This is a genomic window from Photorhabdus hindustanensis (genome assembly GCF_002968995.1).
GTDB lineage: Bacteria > Pseudomonadota > Gammaproteobacteria > Enterobacterales > Enterobacteriaceae > Photorhabdus > Photorhabdus akhurstii.
Genome location: NZ_PUWT01000077.1, coordinates 1 through 20620, shown reverse-complemented (window position 1 = coordinate 20620; position 20620 = coordinate 1). Strand labels below are relative to the sequence as shown.

Genomic DNA, 20620 nt, shown 5'->3' with positions numbered 1-20620 from the left:
CGCACCGAACTGAGCATTGAGATAATCAGCCTGTTCGGGTGTCGGGTAAATGCGGACTTTGGTGGCTCTTAACATCATCAGCGCTCATCGGGATAGTTTATGTATTTTAACCGCTTTTTTTGGCCGTGTCCCCCCCGGGCTGCCAGTGAACGTGATGGTTAATAACCTGAAAGCCCTGCGGGCTTTTCGCCTTATATCACCGCCCGCATTGGGCGAGGGTTTACGGCGGATTTTGCTAAAACCAGGTCATAACAGTATCGCATATAAGATTTTATCTTCCGGTGATGTACTTATTAGTCGTAAAAACAGCGAAGAAGAAAAAGATCTTGTCATAGAATCATTTCTGAACTTTCTAGCAAAAGACATTCAGAAATATCCTGAACAAGTACAGCAATTAGATGAACAGCTTATTAACCGGGCAAAGTCACTTGTCGCTGGAATAGACATACATCTGAACAACCCATTATCTGCTGACGATGAGTAAAGAACTATGTACGATCGAGTGTGTGTAATAAACGGATGGACTCTTTTTGCTCATCCATGCTTTATAGAACAATTAAAACAAGCAATAGATAAGGTAGTACAACTTCAGCAAAAATATCCAAATGACTACTTGAAAAAAAATGATACAAAACGCCTGGCGGCAATCATAAAACTCGTTACTGAAATTATTCCCAATGATCCAGCTAATATAGCCTTTCGTTTAGGTGACACATTAGGTGGAAAAAGACAACACTGGTTCAGAGTAAAATTTTTCCAACAATATCGCCTTTTTTTCCGTTTCCACGCCGAAAGTAAAATTATTATCTTTGGCTGGGTAGATGATGAGAGAACAAAAAGGGCATATGGTAAAAAAAGCGTCTTACAACGCAGCTGAAAATGATAATGATGAGGATATTCTGGATGCGGTTCGTGAGCGTATCAAAAATCCAGCAAAGCGGATCAGAGTTAACCTAGATGAAATTTAACATCGATTTTGATGAGCGAGCCTTAAAATGTATTTTGAAAGGGTTGCGATGAATCGCTCCTTTTCTATTTTTTTAACTTTAGTTTAATGGTTATGTGCCCAATTGATTCATTAGTATCAGCCATTAATTTTCCCTTATCAGGGATAAAGTCAAGCCATGCTTAAGCTTTTACTGTAAACTGACTTTATATATACAGATGCAATAAATTTATTTATTAACAGTCACAGGATAAGCAATGGAAGTACTAAACGGGATCATGCAGGCATTATGGCAGCATGACTTTTCTAAACTTGCCAACCCCGATGTTGTTTGGATTATCTATGGCATTCTATTTGTGACACTGGTTCTGGAAAATGGCTTATTACCTGCCGCCTTTCTACCCGGTGATACTCTGTTAATCCTTTCTGGCGCATTAATTGCCAAGGGAGTCATGAGTTTTATCCCAACCGTTTTTATATTAACAACAGCGGCAAGTATCGGCTGCTGGCTTGGTTATCTTCAAGGGCTATGGCTTGGTGATACCAAACGAGTTAAGAATTGGCTGGCACAACTTCCTATTCAGTATCGCCAACGCGCTAACGAGTTGTTTTTCAAACATGGTCTGGCCGCTTTACTGATCGGCCGTTTTTTGGCTTTTGTCCGCACTCTGTTACCAACATTGGCTGGTATATCCGGCCTTAACAGTAAACGCTTTCAAGTTTTTAACTGGTTAAGTGGCTTATTATGGGTTGTCATCGTGGTCGGTTTTGGTTATCTCCTCAATCAGATACCGTTTATTAAGAATCACCAAGATCTGGTGATGAACATTTTGATAATTTTACCCATAGTGCTGTTGTTAAGTGGTTTAAGCGCCTCCTTGCTGATGTATTGGCGCCACAAGAAAATTTCGGCGGCAAAACGTAAATAAAAGTCATCATGGTTTACAAGCAGCAGCAAGGTTTTTATCCTTAACTTAATGTACCAATATTATATGGACTCAAGCTCAGCCACTAAGTGATATTCTTGGTATCGATGCATCACCAAATCGGTCAATCTATGCACTTGACCATGTGTTGATCACAATCATGGCCTGGATCACGCCAATTGTATTACTTTCTTCAATTACTCTTAATATCAACTTAATATCAATCGCCATGATTTTAGCTGATATTTTAAGTCTATCTTTTTATAGGAGTTAGTAATGGATAATCAACCTATTATCAGACTTGCTGATGGGAATCACATGCCACAATTGGGTCTTGGATCATGGGCCGCAGATGACCAACAGATAGCAGAAACAATCCATGCAGCACTAGATATCGGTTATCGGGCAATTGATACCGCCGCTATCTACAACAATGAGAAAGGTGTAGGCAACGCGTTACAAGAAACAGATATCCCCCGTGAGGATATCTTTATCACCACCAAATTGTGGAATGATAGGCACAATGATGTCCGCGCCGCTCTGTCAGAAAGTTTGGAAAAGTTGCAACTAGATTATGTTGACCTTTACCTTATTCACTGGCCGGCACCACCGCAAAATCAATATGTTAACGCCTGGCAACAATTGATTGAATTGCAGAAAGAGGGGCTTATTCGTAGTATCGGCGTTTCTAATTTCCAACCTGAACATATCCAGCGACTAATCAATGAAACCGGCGTTCATCCCGTCATTAATCAGATTGAGTTGCACCCGCTGTTACAACAACGTCAGCTTCATGCCTGGAATGCGACACATAATATCGTTACCGAATCTTGGAGCCCGTTGGCACAAGGTGGTGAAAATATATTTGATAATCAACTGGTTCAACATCTGGCACAAAAGTATGGCAAAACACCCGCGCAGGTTGTTATCCGCTGGCACATTGATAACGGCATGATTGTGATCCCAAAATCAACCACGCTATCAAGAATTAAAGAGAACTTTGATGTGTTCGACTTCAAACTAGAAAAAGAAGATCTGACCGCGATGACTACGCTAGATATCGGTAAACGTCTGGGGCCACCCCCTGAAACATTCGTTGATTTCAGTGAATTCCTTGAGCTTCTTGAGCAAAGGAATGCTAATGATCAGTGCTGAAAAACAGCGGATAAAATTGATAAGGTGATAGTGGGCAAAGCAGAATCATAACCACCCGCACAGCGGGTGGTTTGCTCTTGCCCTATAAGGGCTTGTTACCGACTGCGCCTAAATGACGCTGCTTTCTCTTCGTTCAAGCTAAATGTCTTTGCTACTTTGGCTTACCCCTTAAAGGGGTCTACATGTTCTTTACTACTCAATTTGTCCGAGACTAAATCCGACTTTTCTTGCTCTCTGATATACTTTTGAATTGTCGCTTCATTTAGCCCTACCGTACTGACATAGAACCCTTCCGCCCAAAACTTTCTGTTGCCAAACTTATATTTTAAATTGGCATGTCTATCAAAGATCATCAGCGAACTTTTACCCTTCAAATATCCCATAAAACTTGAAACACTTAGCTTTGGTGGAATACTCACTAACATATGAACATGGTCTGGCATGAGATGACCTTCGATTATTTCCACACCTTTATACTTACAAAGGTCTCTGAGGATCTCACCCACACTTGAACGAATATTATTAAAAATCACTTTCCGTCTATATTTCGGCGAAAAGACGATATGGTATTTACACAGCCACTTTGTATGCGCTGAGCTTTGTGTTTTAATGCCCATAAACACCTTTCCTTATTTGAGTTACGAATATTAGCTTGAACATCTATATCGTAACGGAAAGGTGTTTTTCTTGGTATAACCTTTGAACTCCACCCGCAAAGCGGGTGGTTTTATGTTTAAGACGCTAACGCGACTTAAACTGGCTAAAGCCATAATTAAAACGTGCGCGGCATCAACGCCGCGCCCCGATTTTGTCGAGCTATTTTCATTATTGATTGACCGGTATAGTCACTAATTGCCCAACAGAGCCGCGATCAGCCATTTCCAGAATCTGGCTGTAATAGAGGAATGGGAAGTGTTCATAAGAGGGCTGGTTCATATAAACCAGTAATTCCACCCGCCCATCAACCCAAACGGTATCCTTCCAACCATAATCTTGCGGTTGAGGTGTCCCACCATTGTGGTTAATCACCTTAAACTGCACACCTTCAATATGGAACGGTTGTGGGACAGAGGCATTTACGATCCAACGCTCCCACGTTCCTTGCTGGCTAGTAATATCTACCCGATTCATATCCCATAACGCACCGTTAATTCCCGGCATATTACCATCAAGATAAATTTCCCGGTTACGGATTGCATTGGAAACCGGCATCACATCATCAACCAGACGAGATGGGAGATCATCTGTCACCAAAGATAATAAACCTGTTGCCTTAATGGTCAGAACGGTGCTGGAAACCAACACAGTGGAAGGTTCAAACAGACCACGTAACTTATCAAGTATCCCGGCTGATTCACCGGCGGTAACAACAACTTCTTCCTCTTTGGACATATCAATCAATACTTCACGCCGTTCTCCCGGCGCAAGGGAGAGTTGCTGAACGGCTATCGGCGCAGGCAACAGCCCCAAATCAGTGCCTATCATATAGAAAGGACGACCATCGCTGATCTGTAGCTGATATCGGCGGGCATTGGATGCATTTAGTAACCGTAAACGAATCCAGCCACGAGATACTTCAATGAAAGGATTTTGTACGCCATTCACTAACAGAGTATTACCAATAAATCCGCTATCAGAGGCCGGCTGATATTCAGGAACCCCAAAGTTATCCAACCGTTTATCCTGAAGAATAATCGGGAAATCATTAACGCCATAATGTTTTGGCAACGGCAAATGGCGGCTAGTTTCATCTTCCACCAACCACATGCCAGCTAAACCCTTATAAACATGCGGCGCCATCCGATTAGGTGTATTGGCATGATACCAGCAAGTTGCCGCCTGCTGACGAATAGGCAACACTGGCGACCAATCAGACCCCGGAGAAATCTGACGGGCAACCCCACCAATCAATGTACCCGGTAATTGTAATCCGCTGACGGTCATCGAAACCGGCTCCGCTAGCCGATTGCTGTATATCAGTTTGACATCATCGTTTTTATGAACCCGTACAGTCGGACCAAGATATTGGCCATTAATTCCCCACACACTGGTTTTATATTGTCCATCAAAAGTCCAATGCGCTTTTTGTAAAGTCAGAAATAACGGTTGCCCACTACGGGACTCCAATAAAGGGGGAACCGGCAAAGCAGTCTGCTGATTTTTGCTGGCCCGAACCCATAAAGGAGCGGCGCCGATACACATCGCCAAGCCTGATACCTGAATAAATTGGCGCCGACTAAATGACATATTTTCTCCGCGATAAACCTAATTAAATTCCGGGTTTATATGGCTCAAAAATAGTTGAGACACTGCAATCATTCACCCCGGCAGCGAATAACTCAATATTGAAGTTATTGAAGCTGATTATCCTCTTGATTGCGCTTAATAAAAACATTATTTATCAAGCGCTCATCATAACGCGAATATGGAGGGAATTAAACTATCTGAATGCATTACATGAATCTTTCCCAGCTAGCGAAGTACATGTCATTTCTGACTAATAATAAATTGTGGTCATGGACAACGAACAAAAATCCTCACATATACTAAATATGTGAGGATTAAAGTACGTTTAAAAGCTATCGCCTTTGTCAGTCCCACACTTTATAATCAAAGAGTGGTCAAGAATAACCTGTTATGAGTACTTATCCTGTTTCTCCATTGCAGCCAATTCCTCATCCAGCTCCTCTATTTTAGCTTTCATTATCTGATGACAATATTCCGCCAGTTCACGCACCTGATCTTTGGTATATCCAGAAGTATCAATGGGTGGCAACATTTCAACAATGACTGAGCCATTATTCCAGCGATTCAACTTAATATTGTCATTAGTAATGGAAGAAACGCAGACCGGGACAATCGGTACTCCCGCCGAGATCGCAGCGTGAAAAGCACCGGTTTTAAACGGCAACAAACCTCGGCCACGACTGCGGGTACCTTCCGGAAACATCCAAACAGAAAGACGACGATTTTTAATCTGCTCCACAACCTGGGCAATCGTGCCATGTGCTTTAGCACGGTTAGCACGATCAATTAGGATATTACCTGCCAGCCAATAAAGCTGACCAAAAAATGGGATCAGCACCAGACTTTTTTTACCCACCGTCACTGTGCCAGGCTGAACCGCATTGGACATGGTTATCATGTCATAGTTGTTTTGGTGGTTGCCAATGTAGATACTCGGACCATAATGCCTGGCTTCCGCAGGAATACGTTCAATAATTTTGACGCCAAATATTTTCGACAACCGACCAAACATATTACCAAACACCATAACATGGTCAGGATGACGTGGCCTGAATAAACAGTAAATAGCACCAGAGACACACACTACAATCGAAAACAGAATAACAATAATGCCGCGAATAATTGCTAACATAGTCCCCTCTTATTTAATCCCACTATTTAGTTACGCCAATAGCAGATGGTGTCTCAACCTGAACCCGTTCAATACGCTGCAATCCACGAGGTAGAGAAGTTCCCTTACGACCACGTTCTGCCCGGAATTTCTGAAGATCTTCAGGACGCAGCGTCAATTTACGCTTTCCAGAGTAAAGTGTAATAGACGATTGTGGCGATAGTATCAATAACCAACTCAACAGGTCATTTTCTGAGACTGACTGAACAGAAATTATCTTATTCCCTTTCCCTTTAGAAAGCTGAGGCAAATCTGCAACCGGGAACATTAACATTCGACCTGAGCTGGTTATTGCCAGCAGCATATCATCCTGCGGGTGAGTTATTTCCAGCGGCGTCATGACGCGAGCATTTTCCGGCAAGGTAATCAGTGCTTTACCCGCTCGGTTTTTAGCGACCAAATCACTAAAATTACAGATAAAACCATAACCTGCATCAGAAGCCATCAGAAACTTCTGTTCATCAGGCGCCATCAATACATGCTCCACCGTTGCCCCAGCAGGTAAAGTCAGTTTCCCGGTCAGTGGTTCCCCTTGCCCTCTGGCAGAAGGCAAATCCCGCGAATCAAGCGAGTAACTGCGACCTGTTGTATCAATAAAAACAACCGGCTGGCTACTCTTACCTCGGGCTGCGCCACGGAAACTATCGCCCGCTTTGTAATTCAACCCGGCCGGATCGATATCATGGCCTTTCGCACTACGAACCCAACCCATCTCAGACAATACGATAGTCACCGGCTCAGAAGGCGCAATGTCATGCTCACTCATCGCTTTGGCTTCATCACGCTCTCTCATTGGAGAACGACGCTCATCGCCATAAGTAGCCGCATCAGCCACGATCTCTTTCTTCAACAGCGTGTTCAGTTTGCGCTCAGACCCCAGAATCGCCTGTAACTTATCACGCTCTTTTGCCAGCTCATTCTGTTCGCCACGGATTTTCACCTCTTCCAGTTTAGCTAAGTGGCGTAATTTCAGCTCAAGAATAGCTTCTGTTTGCGTCTCACTTAAACCAAAACGTGACATTAATACCGGTTTTGGTTCATCTTCACTACGGATAATGTGAATAACTTCATCAATATTGAGAAATGCGATCAGTAAGCCTTCCAGCACATGCAGGCGCTTAAGGACTTTTTCCAGACGATGATTCAGACGCTTACGAACGGTTTCCCGGCGGAATACCAGCCATTCGGAGAGGATTTCAACCAGCCCTTTCACGGTCGGACGGTTATCCAACCCAATCATATTCAGGTTGACGCGATAACTCTTTTCCAAATCTGTGGTCGCAAACAGATGATTCATCACCAGTTCCAAATCAACCCGGTTTGTGCGAGGGACAATAACCAGACGCGTTGGATTTTCATGATCCGATTCATCACGCAAGTCATCAACCATCGGCAGCTTTTTAGCTCGCATTTGGTTAGCGATCTGTTCCAACACCTTGGCGCCAGAAACCTGATGCGGCAACGCAGTGATCACGACATTGCCATCTTCTTTCGACCAAACAGCACGCATCCGTACTGAACCACGGCCATTTTTATAAATCTTACGGATATCTTCGTGAGAAGTGATGATCTCTGCTTCGGTCGGATAATCAGGGCCTTTAACATGCTCCATCAAATCATCAAGGGAACTCTGCGGCTTATCCAGCAGCGTGACCAGCGCATTCGCCACTTCACGAGCGTTATGAGGCGGAATATCTGTCGCCATCCCCACCGCAATACCGGTGGTGCCATTCAGCAAAATATTTGGCAGACGCGCCGGCAGCATTTTCGGTTCCTGCAACGTGCCGTCAAAGTTTGGCACCCAGTCAACGGTACCGTAGCCTAACTCAGTTAACAGCAACTCGGCATATTTGGACAGGCGAGACTCGGTATAACGCATCGCGGCGAAAGATTTGGGATCATCCGGCGCACCCCAGTTTCCTTGCCCATCCACTAAAGGATAACGGTAAGAAAATGGCTGCGCCATGAGCACCATCGCTTCATAACAGGCGCCATCGCCATGTGGATGGTATTTACCCAGTACATCACCCACGGTACGGGCGGATTTCTTAAATTTGGCGGTATTGTTCAAGCCCAATTCCGACATGGCATAAACAATACGGCGCTGAACCGGTTTCAAACCGTCACCGATAAAAGGCAGCGCCCTATCCATGATGACGTACATGGAGTAGTTCAGGTAGGCGGTTTCCGTAAATGAGTGGAGCGGCAGACGCTCCACGCCATCGTGAGTTATCTCACTCATTCGTTAATTTCCTCAAAATCTTCTTTGACTATCCCTGTGGGTGTTACACTTCAATTTCTACACTATCGCCCTTCTCTTGCAGCCAGTTTCGGCGATCTTCTGAACGCTTCTTCGCCAGAAGCATATCCATCACAGAGAAGGTTTCTTGATAGTTTTCATCATCGATAGTCAATTGCACCAGACGGCGGGTATTCGGGTCTAACGTTGTTTCACGCAATTGCATTGGATTCATTTCACCCAATCCTTTAAAACGCTGTACGTTAGGCTTACCCCGTTTGCGGCTTAGGCGATCCAACACCGCGCTTTTTTCCTCTTCATCCAGTGCGTAATACACTTCTTTACCTAGATCAATACGATATAAAGGCGGCATTGCCATATAAACATGGCCATTTTTAACCAACGTTGGAAAATGGCGGACAAACAGTGCGCATAACAGCGTCGCAATATGCAAACCGTCTGAGTCTGCATCCGCCAGAATACAGATTTTGCCATAACGTAACTGGCTGAGATCGTGGCTATCCGGGTCGATCCCAATCGCAACGGAAATATCATGGACTTCCTGTGATGCCAACACTTCATCCGAAGAGACTTCCCAAGTATTCAGAATCTTCCCTTTCAGCGGCATGATCGCTTGATATTCACGGTCACGCGCCTGTTTTGCCGAGCCTCCCGCAGAATCGCCTTCCACCAGAAACAGCTCCGTGAAATTGAGATCCTGTGATGTGCAATCAGCCAGTTTCCCCGGTAACGCCGGGCCGCTGGTCAATTTCTTACGCACAACCTTTTTCGCGGCACGCATTCTACGTTGTGCGCTGGCGATCGCCAGTTCAGCCAGTTGCTCTGCCTCCTGAACGTTCTGGTTCAGCCACAAACTGAAAGCATCTTTAACAACACCAGAAACAAAGGCGGCAGATTGGCGCGAAGACAGGCGTTCTTTCGTCTGACCAGCAAATTGTGGATCTTGCATTTTTACCGACAGAACATAAGTACAGCGATCCCAAATATCATCGGCGGCAAGCTTCACGCCACGTGGCATGATATTGCGAAATTCGCAAAATTCACGCATTGCATCCAGTAATCCCTGACGCAGCCCGTTTACATGTGTTCCACCCTGCATCGTCGGGATAAGGTTCACATAACTTTCAGCCAGTAATTCTCCCCCTTCCGGCAGCCAAAGCAACGCCCAGTCAACCGCTTCGGTTATGCCGCTGAAAGTACCGACAAAAGGCGCTGTCGGCAATGTTATCAGGCCATTCACCGCCGCCATGAGATAATCAGTCAGACCATCGGCATAACACCATTTCTGTTCGGTATCGTTGATCTTGTCTTTAAAAACAATTTCCACTCCCGGACATAAAACCGCTTTCGCCTTCAACAAATGGGTCAAACGAGAAACCGAGAAACGTGGGCTGTCAAAGAAACTTTCATCAGGCCAGAAGTGAACACTGGTACCGGTGTTGCGTTTACCACAACTGCCAATCACTGCCAGCTCCTGCACTTTATCGCCATTTTCAAAAGCAATCTGATAAACCCGACTGTCACGGCGAACGGCGACTTCAATCCGCTTGGACAAAGCGTTAACCACCGAGATCCCCACACCGTGGAGGCCACCAGAAAATTGATAGTTTTTATTCGAAAATTTACCACCGGCATGTAAACGGCTCAGGATCAATTCAACCGCTGAAACCCCTTCTTCTGGATGAATATCAACCGGCATGCCGCGGCCATCATCAATGACCTCCAGTGACTGATCGCTATGAAGGATCACTTCAATATGTTTAGCGTGCCCCGCCAAAGCTTCATCCACGCTGTTGTCGATCACTTCCTGTGCCAAATGGTTCGGACGAGTTGTATCAGTGTACATTCCCGGACGACGGCGAACCGGCTCCAGACCACTGAGAACTTCAATGGCATCTGCGTTGTAACTAGATTGAGTCATGTTGTAATTCTGTTGGTTGCTTCTTGATTAAAGGGCTAATCAGTTTTGTATACTGTTGATAATACCAGTCGTTCAAACATTTTTGGCAAGTTTTTTCTCACCATCATTAGAAAGCCCAAGAAAATTGATGATTTGTGGGAAATAGTGTTCAAACCCGATAAAGGCATGATTACCGCCAGATTCAATAGTTTGCTTACATAATACCAAATAAGCAACCGCCTGGCGGTAATCAAGTACCTCATCTCCGGTTTGCTGCAATAACCAGATAAGATCCGGTGACTCCAGCGGTTCAATCTGCATGACTTTGAGATCATGAACATGGCGCGGTTCCAACGTATATCGTTGGTTGGTATAGGGATTAATATTTTCCCCAAGATAATCCCGCAGTAACTCAAACGGACGCACGGCTGGATTGACAACGACAGCAGGCAAACTGAAACATTGTGAAAGCCATATCGCCAGATAACCACCGAGAGAAGAGCCAACGACACCCAAATTATCCCCGGCACGCTCCATCACCAAATTTTCCAGCAACTCAGCCGTTTCTTCAGGATAAGGCGGTAACTGAGGCACCAGCATTTCAATGTCAGGATGATGCTGATGCAGCCACGCTTTTAGGGCATTTGCTTTTGCAGACTGCGGGGAGCTGTTAAAACCGTGCAAATAGAGTAACGTTGACATCAGGCCGTGCCCCTCAATTGTGCGTAAATACCACCGGCCACTACACTCCTGTGCAACAAGCCACAAATGGTGAGGCTTGACAAATCCAATAAACAGAGAGTAACACAGCAGCACAAGGAGACAAACACAACCTAATATCCATCCGAATCCAAATCAGGGCAGAACTCATTGCTCTCCAGTCGATGGACCTGAGTTGTCAAACCAAATTCTCTATTATCGGCAACAGACAATTCGAGATAACGCCATCCCGGAGCAACTGTATCAAGCGTAAAATTGGTACAATGTGGTTTGAATTGCACACTTGTTGATGGCGTCGCCATCATACGGATGCCATTCCAATCCATATCCATCTCCTGATGGATATGTCCACAAAGCATCGCCTTAACCCGTGAGTAACCTTGCAGATACTGGGCCAGAATATGTGAATTTCGCAAACTATGCTGATCCAGCCAAGTACAACCTGATGGTAATGGATGATGATGAAGCAGGATCACCGTGTAACGTTCAGGGTACTTATCCAGGCACTTTTTCATCCATTCAAGCTGATATTCCGACAACTCCCCGTGGGGAACGCCCTGCACCTGACTATCAAGCATCAAAAGTTGCCAGTGCTTACCGACTAAAATCTGTTTCGACGGAGAAACGCCAGCCGCCGCCAAGGCATCCACCATTGCGGGCTGATAATCATGATTACCGGGCAACCAGACACAAGGCGCCGGTAAACGGGCGATACCCCCAGCAAAATGTCGATAAGCTTCCAACGACTGATCCTGCGCCAAATCACCTGTCGCTACGATTAAATCAATATCAGCATTTTGCTTGAGGATGGCATCCAGCACCGCCTGGTAACTGCGATAAGTATTAATACCCAGTAAAGTATCTTCTTTGCCGGCAAAAAGATGCGTATCTGTTATTTGCAATATTTTGGCTGTGGTTCCCTCTACCACAGGCAGTTCAAACTGGCTTTCCAAATGGTTTCCTTGTCCTATAAGTCATCGGCGAGCATCATAACTCGTTTTAACGCAAGAGATCTGCTGACTGGCACACACTTCCCTTTTCTCGGTTAAAAATTAGGAATTATCTGAATTCCACTCTTTTTTTAACTTTTCATGGTGTAATGCCAACCATTGTATCGCAATAACGGAAGTGGCATTATCAATAATTCCTTCTTCCATCCAATGATAAGCTTGTTCACGACTGACTACATGTACCCGAATATCTTCATGTTCGCCAGATAATCCATGAATACCGGTAGCTGTCGTAGCATCCACTTCCCCCACCATCACAGAGATACGTTCAGTTGTTCCTCCTGGGCTGGAGAGATAACTCAACACCGGCTTGCAACGTTTAACTTCAATTCCTGCCTCTTCCATTGTTTCGCGGCGCACCACCTGTTCCACCTCTTCGCCCTCTTCAATCATACCGGCAACAATTTCCAGTAACCACGGCGTTGCTTTCGTCTCTATTGCCGGAATACGTATCTGCTCTATCAACACAACCTCATCACGACGTGGATCATAAGGCAACAACGCACCGGCATGGCCCCGCTCAAAAACTTCACGGCTAACCTCTTCACTCCAACCACCAGCAAACAAGCGATGACGGAAGCGGTAATTTGTCAGTTTAAAGAATCCATTGTATAAACTTTTTTTCGTAATAATTTCCACATCCTGCTTATCTAATATGACTGGTGTTGACGGCTTCTTATGCATAAAATTCTCCTAAATAGTTTCTTACTTGCTAGCCACTAAGATGATATTAATCAAGCGGAGTTAAAAAATTCATCCTTTGGTGGTGTAAAGTTAAGCTAAATTAAGGCAATATGGCACAAACGGCTACCTTTGGCTGATAGCATACTCTGCTAGAATCAGTAACATTTCGTTTTTCACCAAGGCAACGTAAGAGTCTATCCCAATAGGCGTAATTGGTGCAGGCCGTTCTTGTAATTGAACAGTGAATTCGGGCAGCGGGCAGCCCCCAGAGCATTCACTCTTTATTACAAAGCATGGCAAATAAAATAGCCTAATGGGACAGACAACGAGCAAAATAGCTGTGCAATCAAGGAATTACAATGAAGAAACTGCTCTCCATTTTTATCGCTATGAGCCTGACGGGATTTAGTTCGATGAGTCAGGCGGAAGATCTTTTGCAAGTTTATAAGCAAGCAAAAGAGAGTAACCCTGAACTACGTAAATCAATGGCTGAACGTAATAAAGCTTTTGAAAAAATTAATGAATCCCGTAGCCCATTATTACCTCAGTTGGAATTAAATACCGGATACTCCTATAACAGTGGTTACCGCGATCAACGTGATACAGAAAGCAATACATTGAATGCGAAGCTTGGCTTGAGTCAGACCATTTTTGATATGTCTAAATGGCGCCAATTGAACTTAGAAGAAAAAACGGCAGGTATTGCTGATGTTACCTATCAAAGCAGTGAACAAAAACTGATCCTGGATAGTGCAACAGCTTATTTCAAAGTACTACGCACCATTGATACGCTCTCCTACATTGAAGCTCAGAAAGCGGCCATTTACCGCCAGTTGGACCAAACGACTCAACGTTTTAATGTCGGTCTGGTTGCAATTACTGATGTCCAGAACGCCCGTGCTAACTACGATGACGTACTCGCTCAGGAAGTTGTCAGCCGTAATGATCTGGACAATGCACTGGAAGCTCTGCGTCAGGTAACGGGTATTTATTACCCTCGCCTAGCCTCGCTGAATATTGATCATTTCAAAACACAGAAACCAGAAGCAGTGGATATTCTGCTAAAAGAGGCAGAGAAACGTAATTTAAATCTGCTATCTGCCCGCTTAGGTCAGGATCTAGCTCGTGAACAAATCAAAGCAGCCCAAACCGGCCATATGCCAACTATTGATTTAGGCGCTTCTACCAATGTTTCAAATAGCCAGTTTCATGGTTCTAATCGTCAAGCAGGCAGCAAAGAAAGTGCCTATAATGGCGAGAACAGCGTTGCCCTGACGCTTCGTCTGCCAATTTATAGCGGAGGCGCAACCAGTTCCCAAGTTGAACAGGCACAATATGGTTTTGTCAGCGCCAGTGAACAATTAGAGAGCGCTTACCGTAATGTTGTACAGACTGTCCGTTCTTCCTTTAACAACATATCTGCTTCCATCAGCAGTATCGACGCCTATAAACAGCTTGTTGTTTCGGCGCAAAGCTCTCTCGACGCAATGGAAGCAGGTTATCAAGTTGGTACACGTACCATTGTTGATGTACTGAATGCCACTACCAAGTTGTACGATGCCAAACAAAAGCTATCCAATGCTCGCTATGATTATCTGATTAATCAACTGAATATTCAGCACGCACTCGGTACGCTAAATGAGAAGGATTTAGTTGCTCTGAATCATTCGCTAGGTAAACAGCTCTCAACTTCCGCTAATAGCATTGTTCAAGAAACAGAAGCACCAGCAACATCTGGCCGTAACTAATTCACTCCTTCACCTTCACTAATCAACGGCCCGCCAGAAAAGCGGGCTGTTTTATTTCTTACTAACAATAATCTACTCTGAAAAAAAATCCTATATTTCTCTTCATACAGAAAATAGATAAATCAAAAAAAACCTTCAAATGGATTCCAACTCTGACTATTCATCTTTTCTTTCAAATAATAAGCATAGTTGGCGATTGTTCCCCATATTACCGCAAAGGCAGAGTTAATCCCTATGACAACAGCGGGAGGAATCTCAATATTCAGAACGCTTTCAATAACCGCCAGTAGCATAATCATGCCAACAGCGATGCCGCATAAAGTCAAACTTTTCCGCCATAAACCTAAAACAAAGAAGTAAATGCAACCAAAAAAGAAGGCAATAAAATTCATGTTCAACAACATACGACGCATAGAGGGTTCTACTTTCATAGCAGCTTTATACTCAGGCGTTTTAGGAGCACCATGCTGTTCAAAGAATGCAAAACGTGTCTGCCACCTTTCTGAATAATGACTCTTCTCCATACGACTTAATTTCCTTAATTAAAATAGAAAATACAACACCAATAATATAATAATTCCTCTTATTAATTTAAGATTATATTCCTAGGATTATTTTCTGGAGATATAAAATAGAGAATATAATTAGTAGATTCACTTACATCATCATGTTACATATTCAATCACCCTTAATTTACCGTAATTAATGGATTTCAGATTAATACCATAAAATATTAATTACAGCACTATTTTTCTAAAAAATGGAGGTTTTTCAACATTAAAACCAGATTAAACAGAACACCAGACACTCAATATCCGGCAATCCCTTTATCAGACAAAAAATCAGGCTAGCAATTTGAAGGTTTATGCTTTAATTTTGTTCATATTTCCCCTATCCTTAAGACTATTTCATGCAAGAATTATAGACACCTAAAATCTGGGTATACGACTATGACAATAAAGCGGACCAAAGATATTAACCACGGCACCTTCCGTAAGGCTTGGCGTAACTATCGCCTTGCACCTGTGGCAATGGCTGTCAGTGCGGTTTTCATGTTATCTGCCTGTGAAAAGAGTGATGAAACTGTCTCTCTTTACATGAATGCAGATGAATGTTCTAAAGCCAATCCATCACAAAGTGAGCAATGTACTACTGCTTATAACAATGCGTTGAAAGAAGCGGAAAAAACAGCGCCTAAATATGCCACCAAAGAAGACTGTATTGCTGAATTTGGTGAAGCACAATGTACTCAAACCCCGGCACAAGCTGGCCCTGGTACCTCTACTTCCAGTACCTCCACCAATGGCCAAGCTCAGGCACAACAGCAGCAAAGCGGCAGCTTCTGGATGCCGCTGATGGCAGGTTATATGATGGGGCGTCTAATGGGAGGCGGTTCAGCGCCGTCACAACCTCTGTTTAGCTCCAAATCCGCCACCAGCCCGGCAAATGGTCAATTCGTTGATGCGTCAGGTAAAAACTATGGCCCTGCAACCGCAGGTGGGCGTTCCATGACAGTGCCTAAAACAGCTATGGCGCCAAAACCAGCAACAACCACAACCATTACCCGTGGCGGCTTCGGTGACTCTGTTGCAAAACAGTCAGCCATGCAACGCAGCAGCGCCTCTTCTGGCTCCACATCTCGTTCAGTGGGAGGTTAACCACGGATGAAACGTATTGCTATTACTGAACGCCCGGACTGGCGTGAAAAAGCGATAGAATATGGCTTTAATTTTCACACCATGTATGACGAACCTTACTGGTGTGAAGATGCTTATTACCAGTTTTCTCTTGCCCAAATTGAAGAAATCGAAGCTACCACCGCTGAACTACACCAAATGTGTTTACAAGTAGTGGAGAAAGTTGTCGATAGTGAAGAGTTGTTGACTAAATTTCAGATTCCAAAGCATTGTTGGGATTTTGTTCGTAGCTCCTGGATTACCAGTCAGCCATCACTCTATTCCCGTTTAGATTTGGTTTACGACGGTAAAAGCCCGGCAAAACTGTTGGAAAATAATGCGGATACACCAACTTCGTTATATGAGTCCGCTTTTTTCCAATGGATCTGGTTAGAAGATCAGATGAATGCCGGGTTACTACCAGCACATGCCGATCAATTCAACAGCATGCAAGAGCAATTGATCGAACGCTTTGCTCAGTTGCGTGATGAACATGGCTTTGGCTTACTGCACATGGCCTGCTGTCAGGATACGGAAGAAGATCGCGGTACTGTTCAATACTTGCAAGATTGTGCACTGGAAGCGGGTGTTCCAACAGAGTTCTTATTTATTGAAGATATCGGTCTGGGGGAAAAAGGCCAGTTTACTGACCTGCAAGACCAGGTGATCAGTAATTTGTTCAAACTCTACCCTTGGGAGATGATGTTCCGTGAGATTTTCGCGACCAAATTAGAAGACGCCGGTGTTCGCTGGTTAGAACCGGCCTGGAAAAGTATTATCTCCAACAAAGCATTGCTACCAATGTTGTGGAAGATGTTTCCAAATCATCCAAACTTGTTACCCGCTTATTTTGCCGATGATAATTATCCGGCAATGGATAGCTATGTTATTAAGCCGCTGTTCTCACGGGAAGGGGCTAATATTCGTATTATTGAAAAGGGTAAGGAAATTGCCAACGTTGATGGTCCTTACGGTAAAGAAGGTATGATCGTTCAGCAATTTCATACACTGCCAAAATTCGGGGACAATTATACGCTAATTGGTAGCTGGCTGGTAAATGATCAACCTTGCGGTATTGGTTTACGGGAAGACAGTAAACTCATAACTCAGAATTTATCCCGCTTCTACCCACATATTATTTTGGATTAATTCTCAATAGGGAGGAATGAGGAAAATACCCAAAACTCCTCCCTTAAATATCCAGTGAAGAAACTTTGTACCCTTATACATTTATAAAAAAGGTAGATAATATGGCAAACACAATATATTTAACCATCACAGGTAAAAAACAAGGGCTTATATCCAGTGGTTGTTCTACCTATGATTCCATCGGCAATAAATATCAAACTGGTCATGAAAATGAAATTTATGTTTACTCATTTGACCATGATATCAGCAGAGAACAGAATGTTAATCACTCACCTATCTCAATCACTAAACCTATAGACAAATCATCTCCTCTATTAGGCATAGCAATATCAGAAAATGAATCTATCAATTGTAGATTAGACTTTTATAGAACATCAAATAATGGTGCTCAGGAAAAATATTATTCAATTGAGATCATGCACGCTGCGATAAAAAGCATATCCACCCATTATCCTAATTCACTTACCCATAATGACGCACAGCCCTACGAAATAATATCCATTGCCTATGGCAATATAACATGGAAACACCATATTGCAGGTACATCTGGTTATAGTATATGGGATGAAAGGGTCAGTTAAAATTAATATATTGGGGAGAAATCCCCAATATATTTTCAATTATTTTATCTCTTTTGAAAAAACCAATATTAAACATTTATTTCCTTTATGAATAGTTTTCATAATATCAAACAATAATTAGAGCTTATTAAACTCATTTAACATTTTCAGCGAAGGTTAATGCTAAGCAATGTTCTTTTTTCTCATTCTCAACTACAGACGATTTTGACAATATAAAAGAATCATCATATATAGTCTCAAAACCTTTCATATACCATATTTCATCATTATTTACTGTATAACCAGTTGATTTCATATAATTAATCATTCTATTATAGCTATTATCCATATCTATCAAATCACAAAAATAAACAGAGCTATATATCGGCGATGATTCATCATTAGGATAATATTCAAAAAAATAATTTTTAGAAATACGAGGAGCTTCTTTTATTTTTTCATTAGTAAGAAGATGATACTTTAAAAAATCACTTTCTTTATAAAGAACATTAGGCATCATAAATAACCATAAAAATACACATATACAAGATAACGCCATCATTAGTATCATCACTATTGTTATGGTTAATTTCTTCATAATTTCAGGCCATAAATCGTTGTAGGTTTATAATGACTAATAACAATATCTTTTTCATAAGATATTTATCAACAGGTCCATAATAACCCCATATCTTATAGTCATATTCTTTATTTTTAGGCTTTGTTAAAGACATATAATTTCTTGGTAATACAGACTTATAGAAACCGAGTAAATTTGAAACCAAATCTTCGCAACTAAATTCACTATCACTAAAAACGGGAAAAGAACGAGTTTGATTATAAAGTTTCAAACTCCAATGAAACACAATACATTATTGAATGTAAAAACACGTCATAGCCAATTTACTTATCTTTGACTACGGACGTAAAATCAGACCACTGTTCAATACGGAACGCACGAATATCACGGACTGACGGAGGAAACCAAGATTGCGCCTTGAGGGATTGGATCGCCATAAAAAGCTGAGCCATATTCTCATCGTCACTGATATACAAACTGCCTTGTACACGCCGAAAACCATATTGCGCCAGCGTTGCACCAATTTCAGCGTACGCTTGTGAGACCCCTTTAGGGTGATGCTGTTCTGTGTCAACAACAACTAAATCAAATGCAATGGCGTACATTCAGGCCGCCTTAGGATCATCGTTGACATGTTTCAGACGATATTCAGTCTTCTCACCAGTTTCAACCAGCACAACCTCAACCAACCAGTCACCATCCTCTAACGGGCGAATCAGTTGCCCCACTTCATATTTAGGCCCAAATGCACCAAAGCTTTTAATTGTACCGACAGGTACTCGGGGAACACTTATCATGACCATTCCTCATTATTGAAATCCATTGATAATGTAGTATTTTGATAACATCGTTTCAAGAAAAATAGCGATATCACGCCTTTCACAAACCTACGTTTTCAAAAACAAGGAAATAGTATTCCTCGCTGTTTTGTCTTGCCTGTTACCGATCAGGTAGTCCATTTGCCTTACCGACAGCAATGCCGAACCGATCCACCATTACACACTTAATGCCATCCTTCGTCATGGCGGCTCAACCTCTGCGAGATCTAGAACCACGCCGTCGCTATGTGACTTTAATTACAGTGATTCTCATTTACGGCTTTTTTCGCTCGCACTCTATTAATCTACTCATGAATCTTTAACATATTTCAATCTACAACCAAAGTTTCAACAAAACCTGCATCTTCAACTTTAGTTTGACATATCAATCTGAAAATATCAGAGTTCTCCGTTGCTGATCCCAACGCCAACAAGATTGATCTCCCGTGATACACACACCTCCCAACCAACGCTCCAAGGGAAAACTATCCATCCAATCCCGCTTATTAGACAATAATTCCTGACCAAACTGCGTCAATATCAATGTTAAAGACCCAGAGTCAAAATATATCGCGGGTTCTGGTGAAAGGCGCAGATTATCAATAATGGCATCAAGCATAATATCTCCCAACCAAGGCAGAGGTTCATGATGCTCTGTCAGTTGCTGAAATAATTGCTCATTTGTACAAGGCTGCTCCGCCAAAATATTCAGCACTAATTGCTCTGTCAAACCCAATCCATTATCAAATGAAGGAAATTCCTGACAATGACGAAGTAATGCCTGAGAGAGGTAAGGAAGCTCATGTGCTACTTTTCCTACCATTTCAATTAAATGTGAAGGGCGGATTCGACTAATAAGCGCAATTTTTCAGAAAGGCGGTCAGTTGCTATAGTAGGCATCTTTCCCGCCACAGGAGAATGCGCTATGGCCTATACACAACTGACCGAGACAGAAAGATATCAGATTTCCAGTTTAAAAACAGCGGGTTTTTCACAGCTTTTCATTGCTGAGTCACTTAAGCGAAGTCCGTCGACCATCAGCAGAGAATTGAAGAGAAATCAAGAAGTTC

Annotated in this window: 23 protein-coding genes; 9 read left to right on the top strand and 14 right to left on the bottom strand. The window is 43.0% G+C overall.

From position 1 onward, the window contains the following. On the bottom strand, positions 1-75 hold a 75-nt coding region (locus C6H66_RS22250), incomplete at its 3' end, for a helix-turn-helix domain-containing protein (protein ID WP_181150266.1). On the opposite strand from C6H66_RS22250, the gene C6H66_RS22245 reads away from it, so the two are divergent. The 4 genes from C6H66_RS22245 to dkgA all read left to right on the top strand — a co-directional run bounded on the left by C6H66_RS22245 (position 50) and on the right by dkgA (position 3027). Next, positions 50-484: a type II toxin-antitoxin system PrlF family antitoxin gene (locus C6H66_RS22245; RefSeq protein WP_248000783.1), complete on the top strand. Its 435-nt coding sequence runs from the start codon at positions 50-52 to the stop codon at positions 482-484. The genes C6H66_RS22250 and C6H66_RS22245 overlap by 26 nt on opposite strands. Before the next feature lie 6 nt (positions 485-490). Beyond that, the gene (locus C6H66_RS22240; RefSeq protein WP_248000782.1) at positions 491-877 is read left to right on the top strand and encodes a type II toxin-antitoxin system YhaV family toxin; all 387 of its coding nucleotides are present in this window, start codon (positions 491-493) and stop codon (positions 875-877) included. A gap of 326 nt (positions 878-1203) precedes the next feature. Continuing rightward, positions 1204-1875, top strand: a complete 672-nt coding sequence (locus tag C6H66_RS22235; protein ID WP_105396759.1) for a DedA family protein — start codon at positions 1204-1206, stop codon at positions 1873-1875. A 273-nt stretch (positions 1876-2148) separates the two neighbouring features. Further along, positions 2149-3027, top strand: coding sequence for a 2,5-didehydrogluconate reductase DkgA (dkgA, locus tag C6H66_RS22230; RefSeq protein ID WP_105396758.1), 879 nt, complete (start codon positions 2149-2151; stop codon positions 3025-3027). A gap of 161 nt (positions 3028-3188) precedes the next feature. On the opposite strand, the gene tnpA is transcribed toward dkgA, so the two are convergent. From tnpA to nudF, 8 genes are all read right to left on the bottom strand, one after another. After that, the gene (gene tnpA / locus C6H66_RS22225) at positions 3189-3644 is read right to left on the bottom strand and encodes an IS200/IS605 family transposase (protein ID WP_046397186.1); all 456 of its coding nucleotides are present in this window, start codon (positions 3642-3644) and stop codon (positions 3189-3191) included. 208 nt (positions 3645-3852) lie between these two features. Continuing rightward, complete coding sequence (gene ftsP, locus C6H66_RS22220) at positions 3853-5274, bottom strand: cell division protein FtsP (protein ID WP_105396757.1); 1422 nt, start codon at positions 5272-5274, stop codon at positions 3853-3855. 388 nt (positions 5275-5662) lie between these two features. Then, a complete protein-coding gene (locus tag C6H66_RS22215) occupies positions 5663-6406 on the bottom strand; it encodes a 1-acylglycerol-3-phosphate O-acyltransferase (RefSeq protein WP_105396756.1) in 744 nt (247 codons plus the stop codon). 22 nt (positions 6407-6428) lie between these two features. Continuing rightward, positions 6429-8687, bottom strand: coding sequence for a DNA topoisomerase IV subunit A (gene parC / locus C6H66_RS22210; RefSeq protein WP_046397014.1), 2259 nt, complete (start codon positions 8685-8687; stop codon positions 6429-6431). Positions 8688-8730: 43 nt separating this feature from the next. Further along, a complete protein-coding gene (gene parE, locus C6H66_RS22205) occupies positions 8731-10626 on the bottom strand; it encodes a DNA topoisomerase IV subunit B (RefSeq protein ID WP_105396755.1) in 1896 nt (631 codons plus the stop codon). Between the two features lie 72 nt (positions 10627-10698). Continuing rightward, the gene (gene yqiA, locus C6H66_RS22200; RefSeq protein ID WP_105396754.1) at positions 10699-11307 is read right to left on the bottom strand and encodes an esterase YqiA; all 609 of its coding nucleotides are present in this window, start codon (positions 11305-11307) and stop codon (positions 10699-10701) included. Between the two features lie 131 nt (positions 11308-11438). Beyond that, the gene (gene cpdA, locus C6H66_RS22195; protein WP_105396753.1) at positions 11439-12278 is read right to left on the bottom strand and encodes a 3',5'-cyclic-AMP phosphodiesterase; all 840 of its coding nucleotides are present in this window, start codon (positions 12276-12278) and stop codon (positions 11439-11441) included. 99 nt (positions 12279-12377) lie between these two features. Continuing rightward, a complete protein-coding gene (gene nudF / locus C6H66_RS22190; RefSeq protein ID WP_105396752.1) occupies positions 12378-13019 on the bottom strand; it encodes an ADP-ribose diphosphatase in 642 nt (213 codons plus the stop codon). Between the two features lie 359 nt (positions 13020-13378). On the opposite strand from nudF, the gene tolC reads away from it, so the two are divergent. After that, positions 13379-14767 carry an outer membrane channel protein TolC gene (gene tolC, locus C6H66_RS22185; protein WP_105396751.1) on the top strand — a complete coding sequence of 463 codons (1389 nt, stop codon included), beginning with the start codon at positions 13379-13381 and terminating at the stop codon, positions 14765-14767. Between the two features lie 122 nt (positions 14768-14889). On the opposite strand, the gene C6H66_RS22180 is transcribed toward tolC, so the two are convergent. Next, on the bottom strand, positions 14890-15291 hold the full coding sequence (locus C6H66_RS22180) for a DUF2628 domain-containing protein (RefSeq protein ID WP_046397008.1): 402 nt from the start codon (positions 15289-15291) through the stop codon (positions 14890-14892). Positions 15292-15717: 426 nt separating this feature from the next. Between C6H66_RS22180 and C6H66_RS22175 the strand changes: the two genes are divergently transcribed. The 3 genes from C6H66_RS22175 (at position 15718) to C6H66_RS22165 (ending at position 18173) form a co-directional block, all read left to right on the top strand. Further along, positions 15718-16425 (top strand): DUF1190 family protein, encoded by a 708-nt coding sequence (locus C6H66_RS22175; protein WP_105396750.1) that lies wholly within the window; start codon positions 15718-15720, stop codon positions 16423-16425. 6 nt (positions 16426-16431) lie between these two features. Next, positions 16432-17592: a glutathionylspermidine synthase family protein gene (locus tag C6H66_RS22170; protein WP_105396749.1), complete on the top strand. Its 1161-nt coding sequence runs from the start codon at positions 16432-16434 to the stop codon at positions 17590-17592. Positions 17593-17693: 101 nt separating this feature from the next. Then, a complete protein-coding gene (locus tag C6H66_RS22165; protein ID WP_105396748.1) occupies positions 17694-18173 on the top strand; it encodes an Hcp family type VI secretion system effector in 480 nt (159 codons plus the stop codon). Positions 18174-18306: 133 nt separating this feature from the next. Here C6H66_RS22165 and C6H66_RS22160 read toward each other — a convergent pair whose 3' ends face one another. The 4 genes from C6H66_RS22160 to C6H66_RS22145 all read right to left on the bottom strand — a co-directional run bounded on the left by C6H66_RS22160 (position 18307) and on the right by C6H66_RS22145 (position 20373). Then, complete coding sequence (locus C6H66_RS22160) at positions 18307-18750, bottom strand: hypothetical protein (RefSeq protein ID WP_146111098.1); 444 nt, start codon at positions 18748-18750, stop codon at positions 18307-18309. Between the two features lie 305 nt (positions 18751-19055). Beyond that, a complete protein-coding gene (locus C6H66_RS22155; RefSeq protein WP_036808672.1) occupies positions 19056-19337 on the bottom strand; it encodes a virulence factor in 282 nt (93 codons plus the stop codon). Beyond that, a complete protein-coding gene (locus tag C6H66_RS22150; RefSeq protein WP_036808671.1) occupies positions 19338-19529 on the bottom strand; it encodes a DUF5397 family protein in 192 nt (63 codons plus the stop codon). It abuts the gene before it with no gap. Positions 19530-19935: 406 nt separating this feature from the next. Then, a complete protein-coding gene (locus C6H66_RS22145; protein ID WP_105396746.1) occupies positions 19936-20373 on the bottom strand; it encodes a hypothetical protein in 438 nt (145 codons plus the stop codon). A gap of 102 nt (positions 20374-20475) precedes the next feature. On the opposite strand from C6H66_RS22145, the gene C6H66_RS22140 reads away from it, so the two are divergent. Then, positions 20476-20620: helix-turn-helix domain-containing protein (locus C6H66_RS22140; protein ID WP_146111097.1), on the top strand; the 145-nt coding region annotated here is incomplete at its 3' end.

Coding starts and splice junctions, on each gene's coding strand:
- C6H66_RS22165 (WP_105396748.1), top strand. CDS start 17,694: ATGGCAAACACAATATATTTAACCATCACAGGTAAAAAACAAGGGCTT.
- C6H66_RS22215 (WP_105396756.1), bottom strand. CDS start 6,406: ATGTTAGCAATTATTCGCGGCATTATTGTTATTCTGTTTTCGATTGTA.
- C6H66_RS22240 (WP_248000782.1), top strand. CDS start 491: ATGTACGATCGAGTGTGTGTAATAAACGGATGGACTCTTTTTGCTCAT.
- C6H66_RS22145 (WP_105396746.1), bottom strand. CDS start 20,373: ATGGTAGGAAAAGTAGCACATGAGCTTCCTTACCTCTCTCAGGCATTA.
- C6H66_RS22175 (WP_105396750.1), top strand. CDS start 15,718: ATGACAATAAAGCGGACCAAAGATATTAACCACGGCACCTTCCGTAAG.
- C6H66_RS22150 (WP_036808671.1), bottom strand. CDS start 19,529: ATGATAAGTGTTCCCCGAGTACCTGTCGGTACAATTAAAAGCTTTGGT.
- C6H66_RS22170 (WP_105396749.1), top strand. CDS start 16,432: ATGAAACGTATTGCTATTACTGAACGCCCGGACTGGCGTGAAAAAGCG.
- C6H66_RS22245 (WP_248000783.1), top strand. CDS start 50: ATGCGGACTTTGGTGGCTCTTAACATCATCAGCGCTCATCGGGATAGT.
- nudF (WP_105396752.1), bottom strand. CDS start 13,019: ATGCATAAGAAGCCGTCAACACCAGTCATATTAGATAAGCAGGATGTG.
- parE (WP_105396755.1), bottom strand. CDS start 10,626: ATGACTCAATCTAGTTACAACGCAGATGCCATTGAAGTTCTCAGTGGT.
- ftsP (WP_105396757.1), bottom strand. CDS start 5,274: ATGTCATTTAGTCGGCGCCAATTTATTCAGGTATCAGGCTTGGCGATG.
- dkgA (WP_105396758.1), top strand. CDS start 2,149: ATGGATAATCAACCTATTATCAGACTTGCTGATGGGAATCACATGCCA.
- parC (WP_046397014.1), bottom strand. CDS start 8,687: ATGAGTGAGATAACTCACGATGGCGTGGAGCGTCTGCCGCTCCACTCA.
- C6H66_RS22160 (WP_146111098.1), bottom strand. CDS start 18,750: ATGAAGAAATTAACCATAACAATAGTGATGATACTAATGATGGCGTTA.
- tnpA (WP_046397186.1), bottom strand. CDS start 3,644: ATGGGCATTAAAACACAAAGCTCAGCGCATACAAAGTGGCTGTGTAAA.
- C6H66_RS22180 (WP_046397008.1), bottom strand. CDS start 15,291: ATGGAGAAGAGTCATTATTCAGAAAGGTGGCAGACACGTTTTGCATTC.
- C6H66_RS22235 (WP_105396759.1), top strand. CDS start 1,204: ATGGAAGTACTAAACGGGATCATGCAGGCATTATGGCAGCATGACTTT.
- C6H66_RS22155 (WP_036808672.1), bottom strand. CDS start 19,337: ATGTACGCCATTGCATTTGATTTAGTTGTTGTTGACACAGAACAGCAT.
- yqiA (WP_105396754.1), bottom strand. CDS start 11,307: ATGTCAACGTTACTCTATTTGCACGGTTTTAACAGCTCCCCGCAGTCT.
- tolC (WP_105396751.1), top strand. CDS start 13,379: ATGAAGAAACTGCTCTCCATTTTTATCGCTATGAGCCTGACGGGATTT.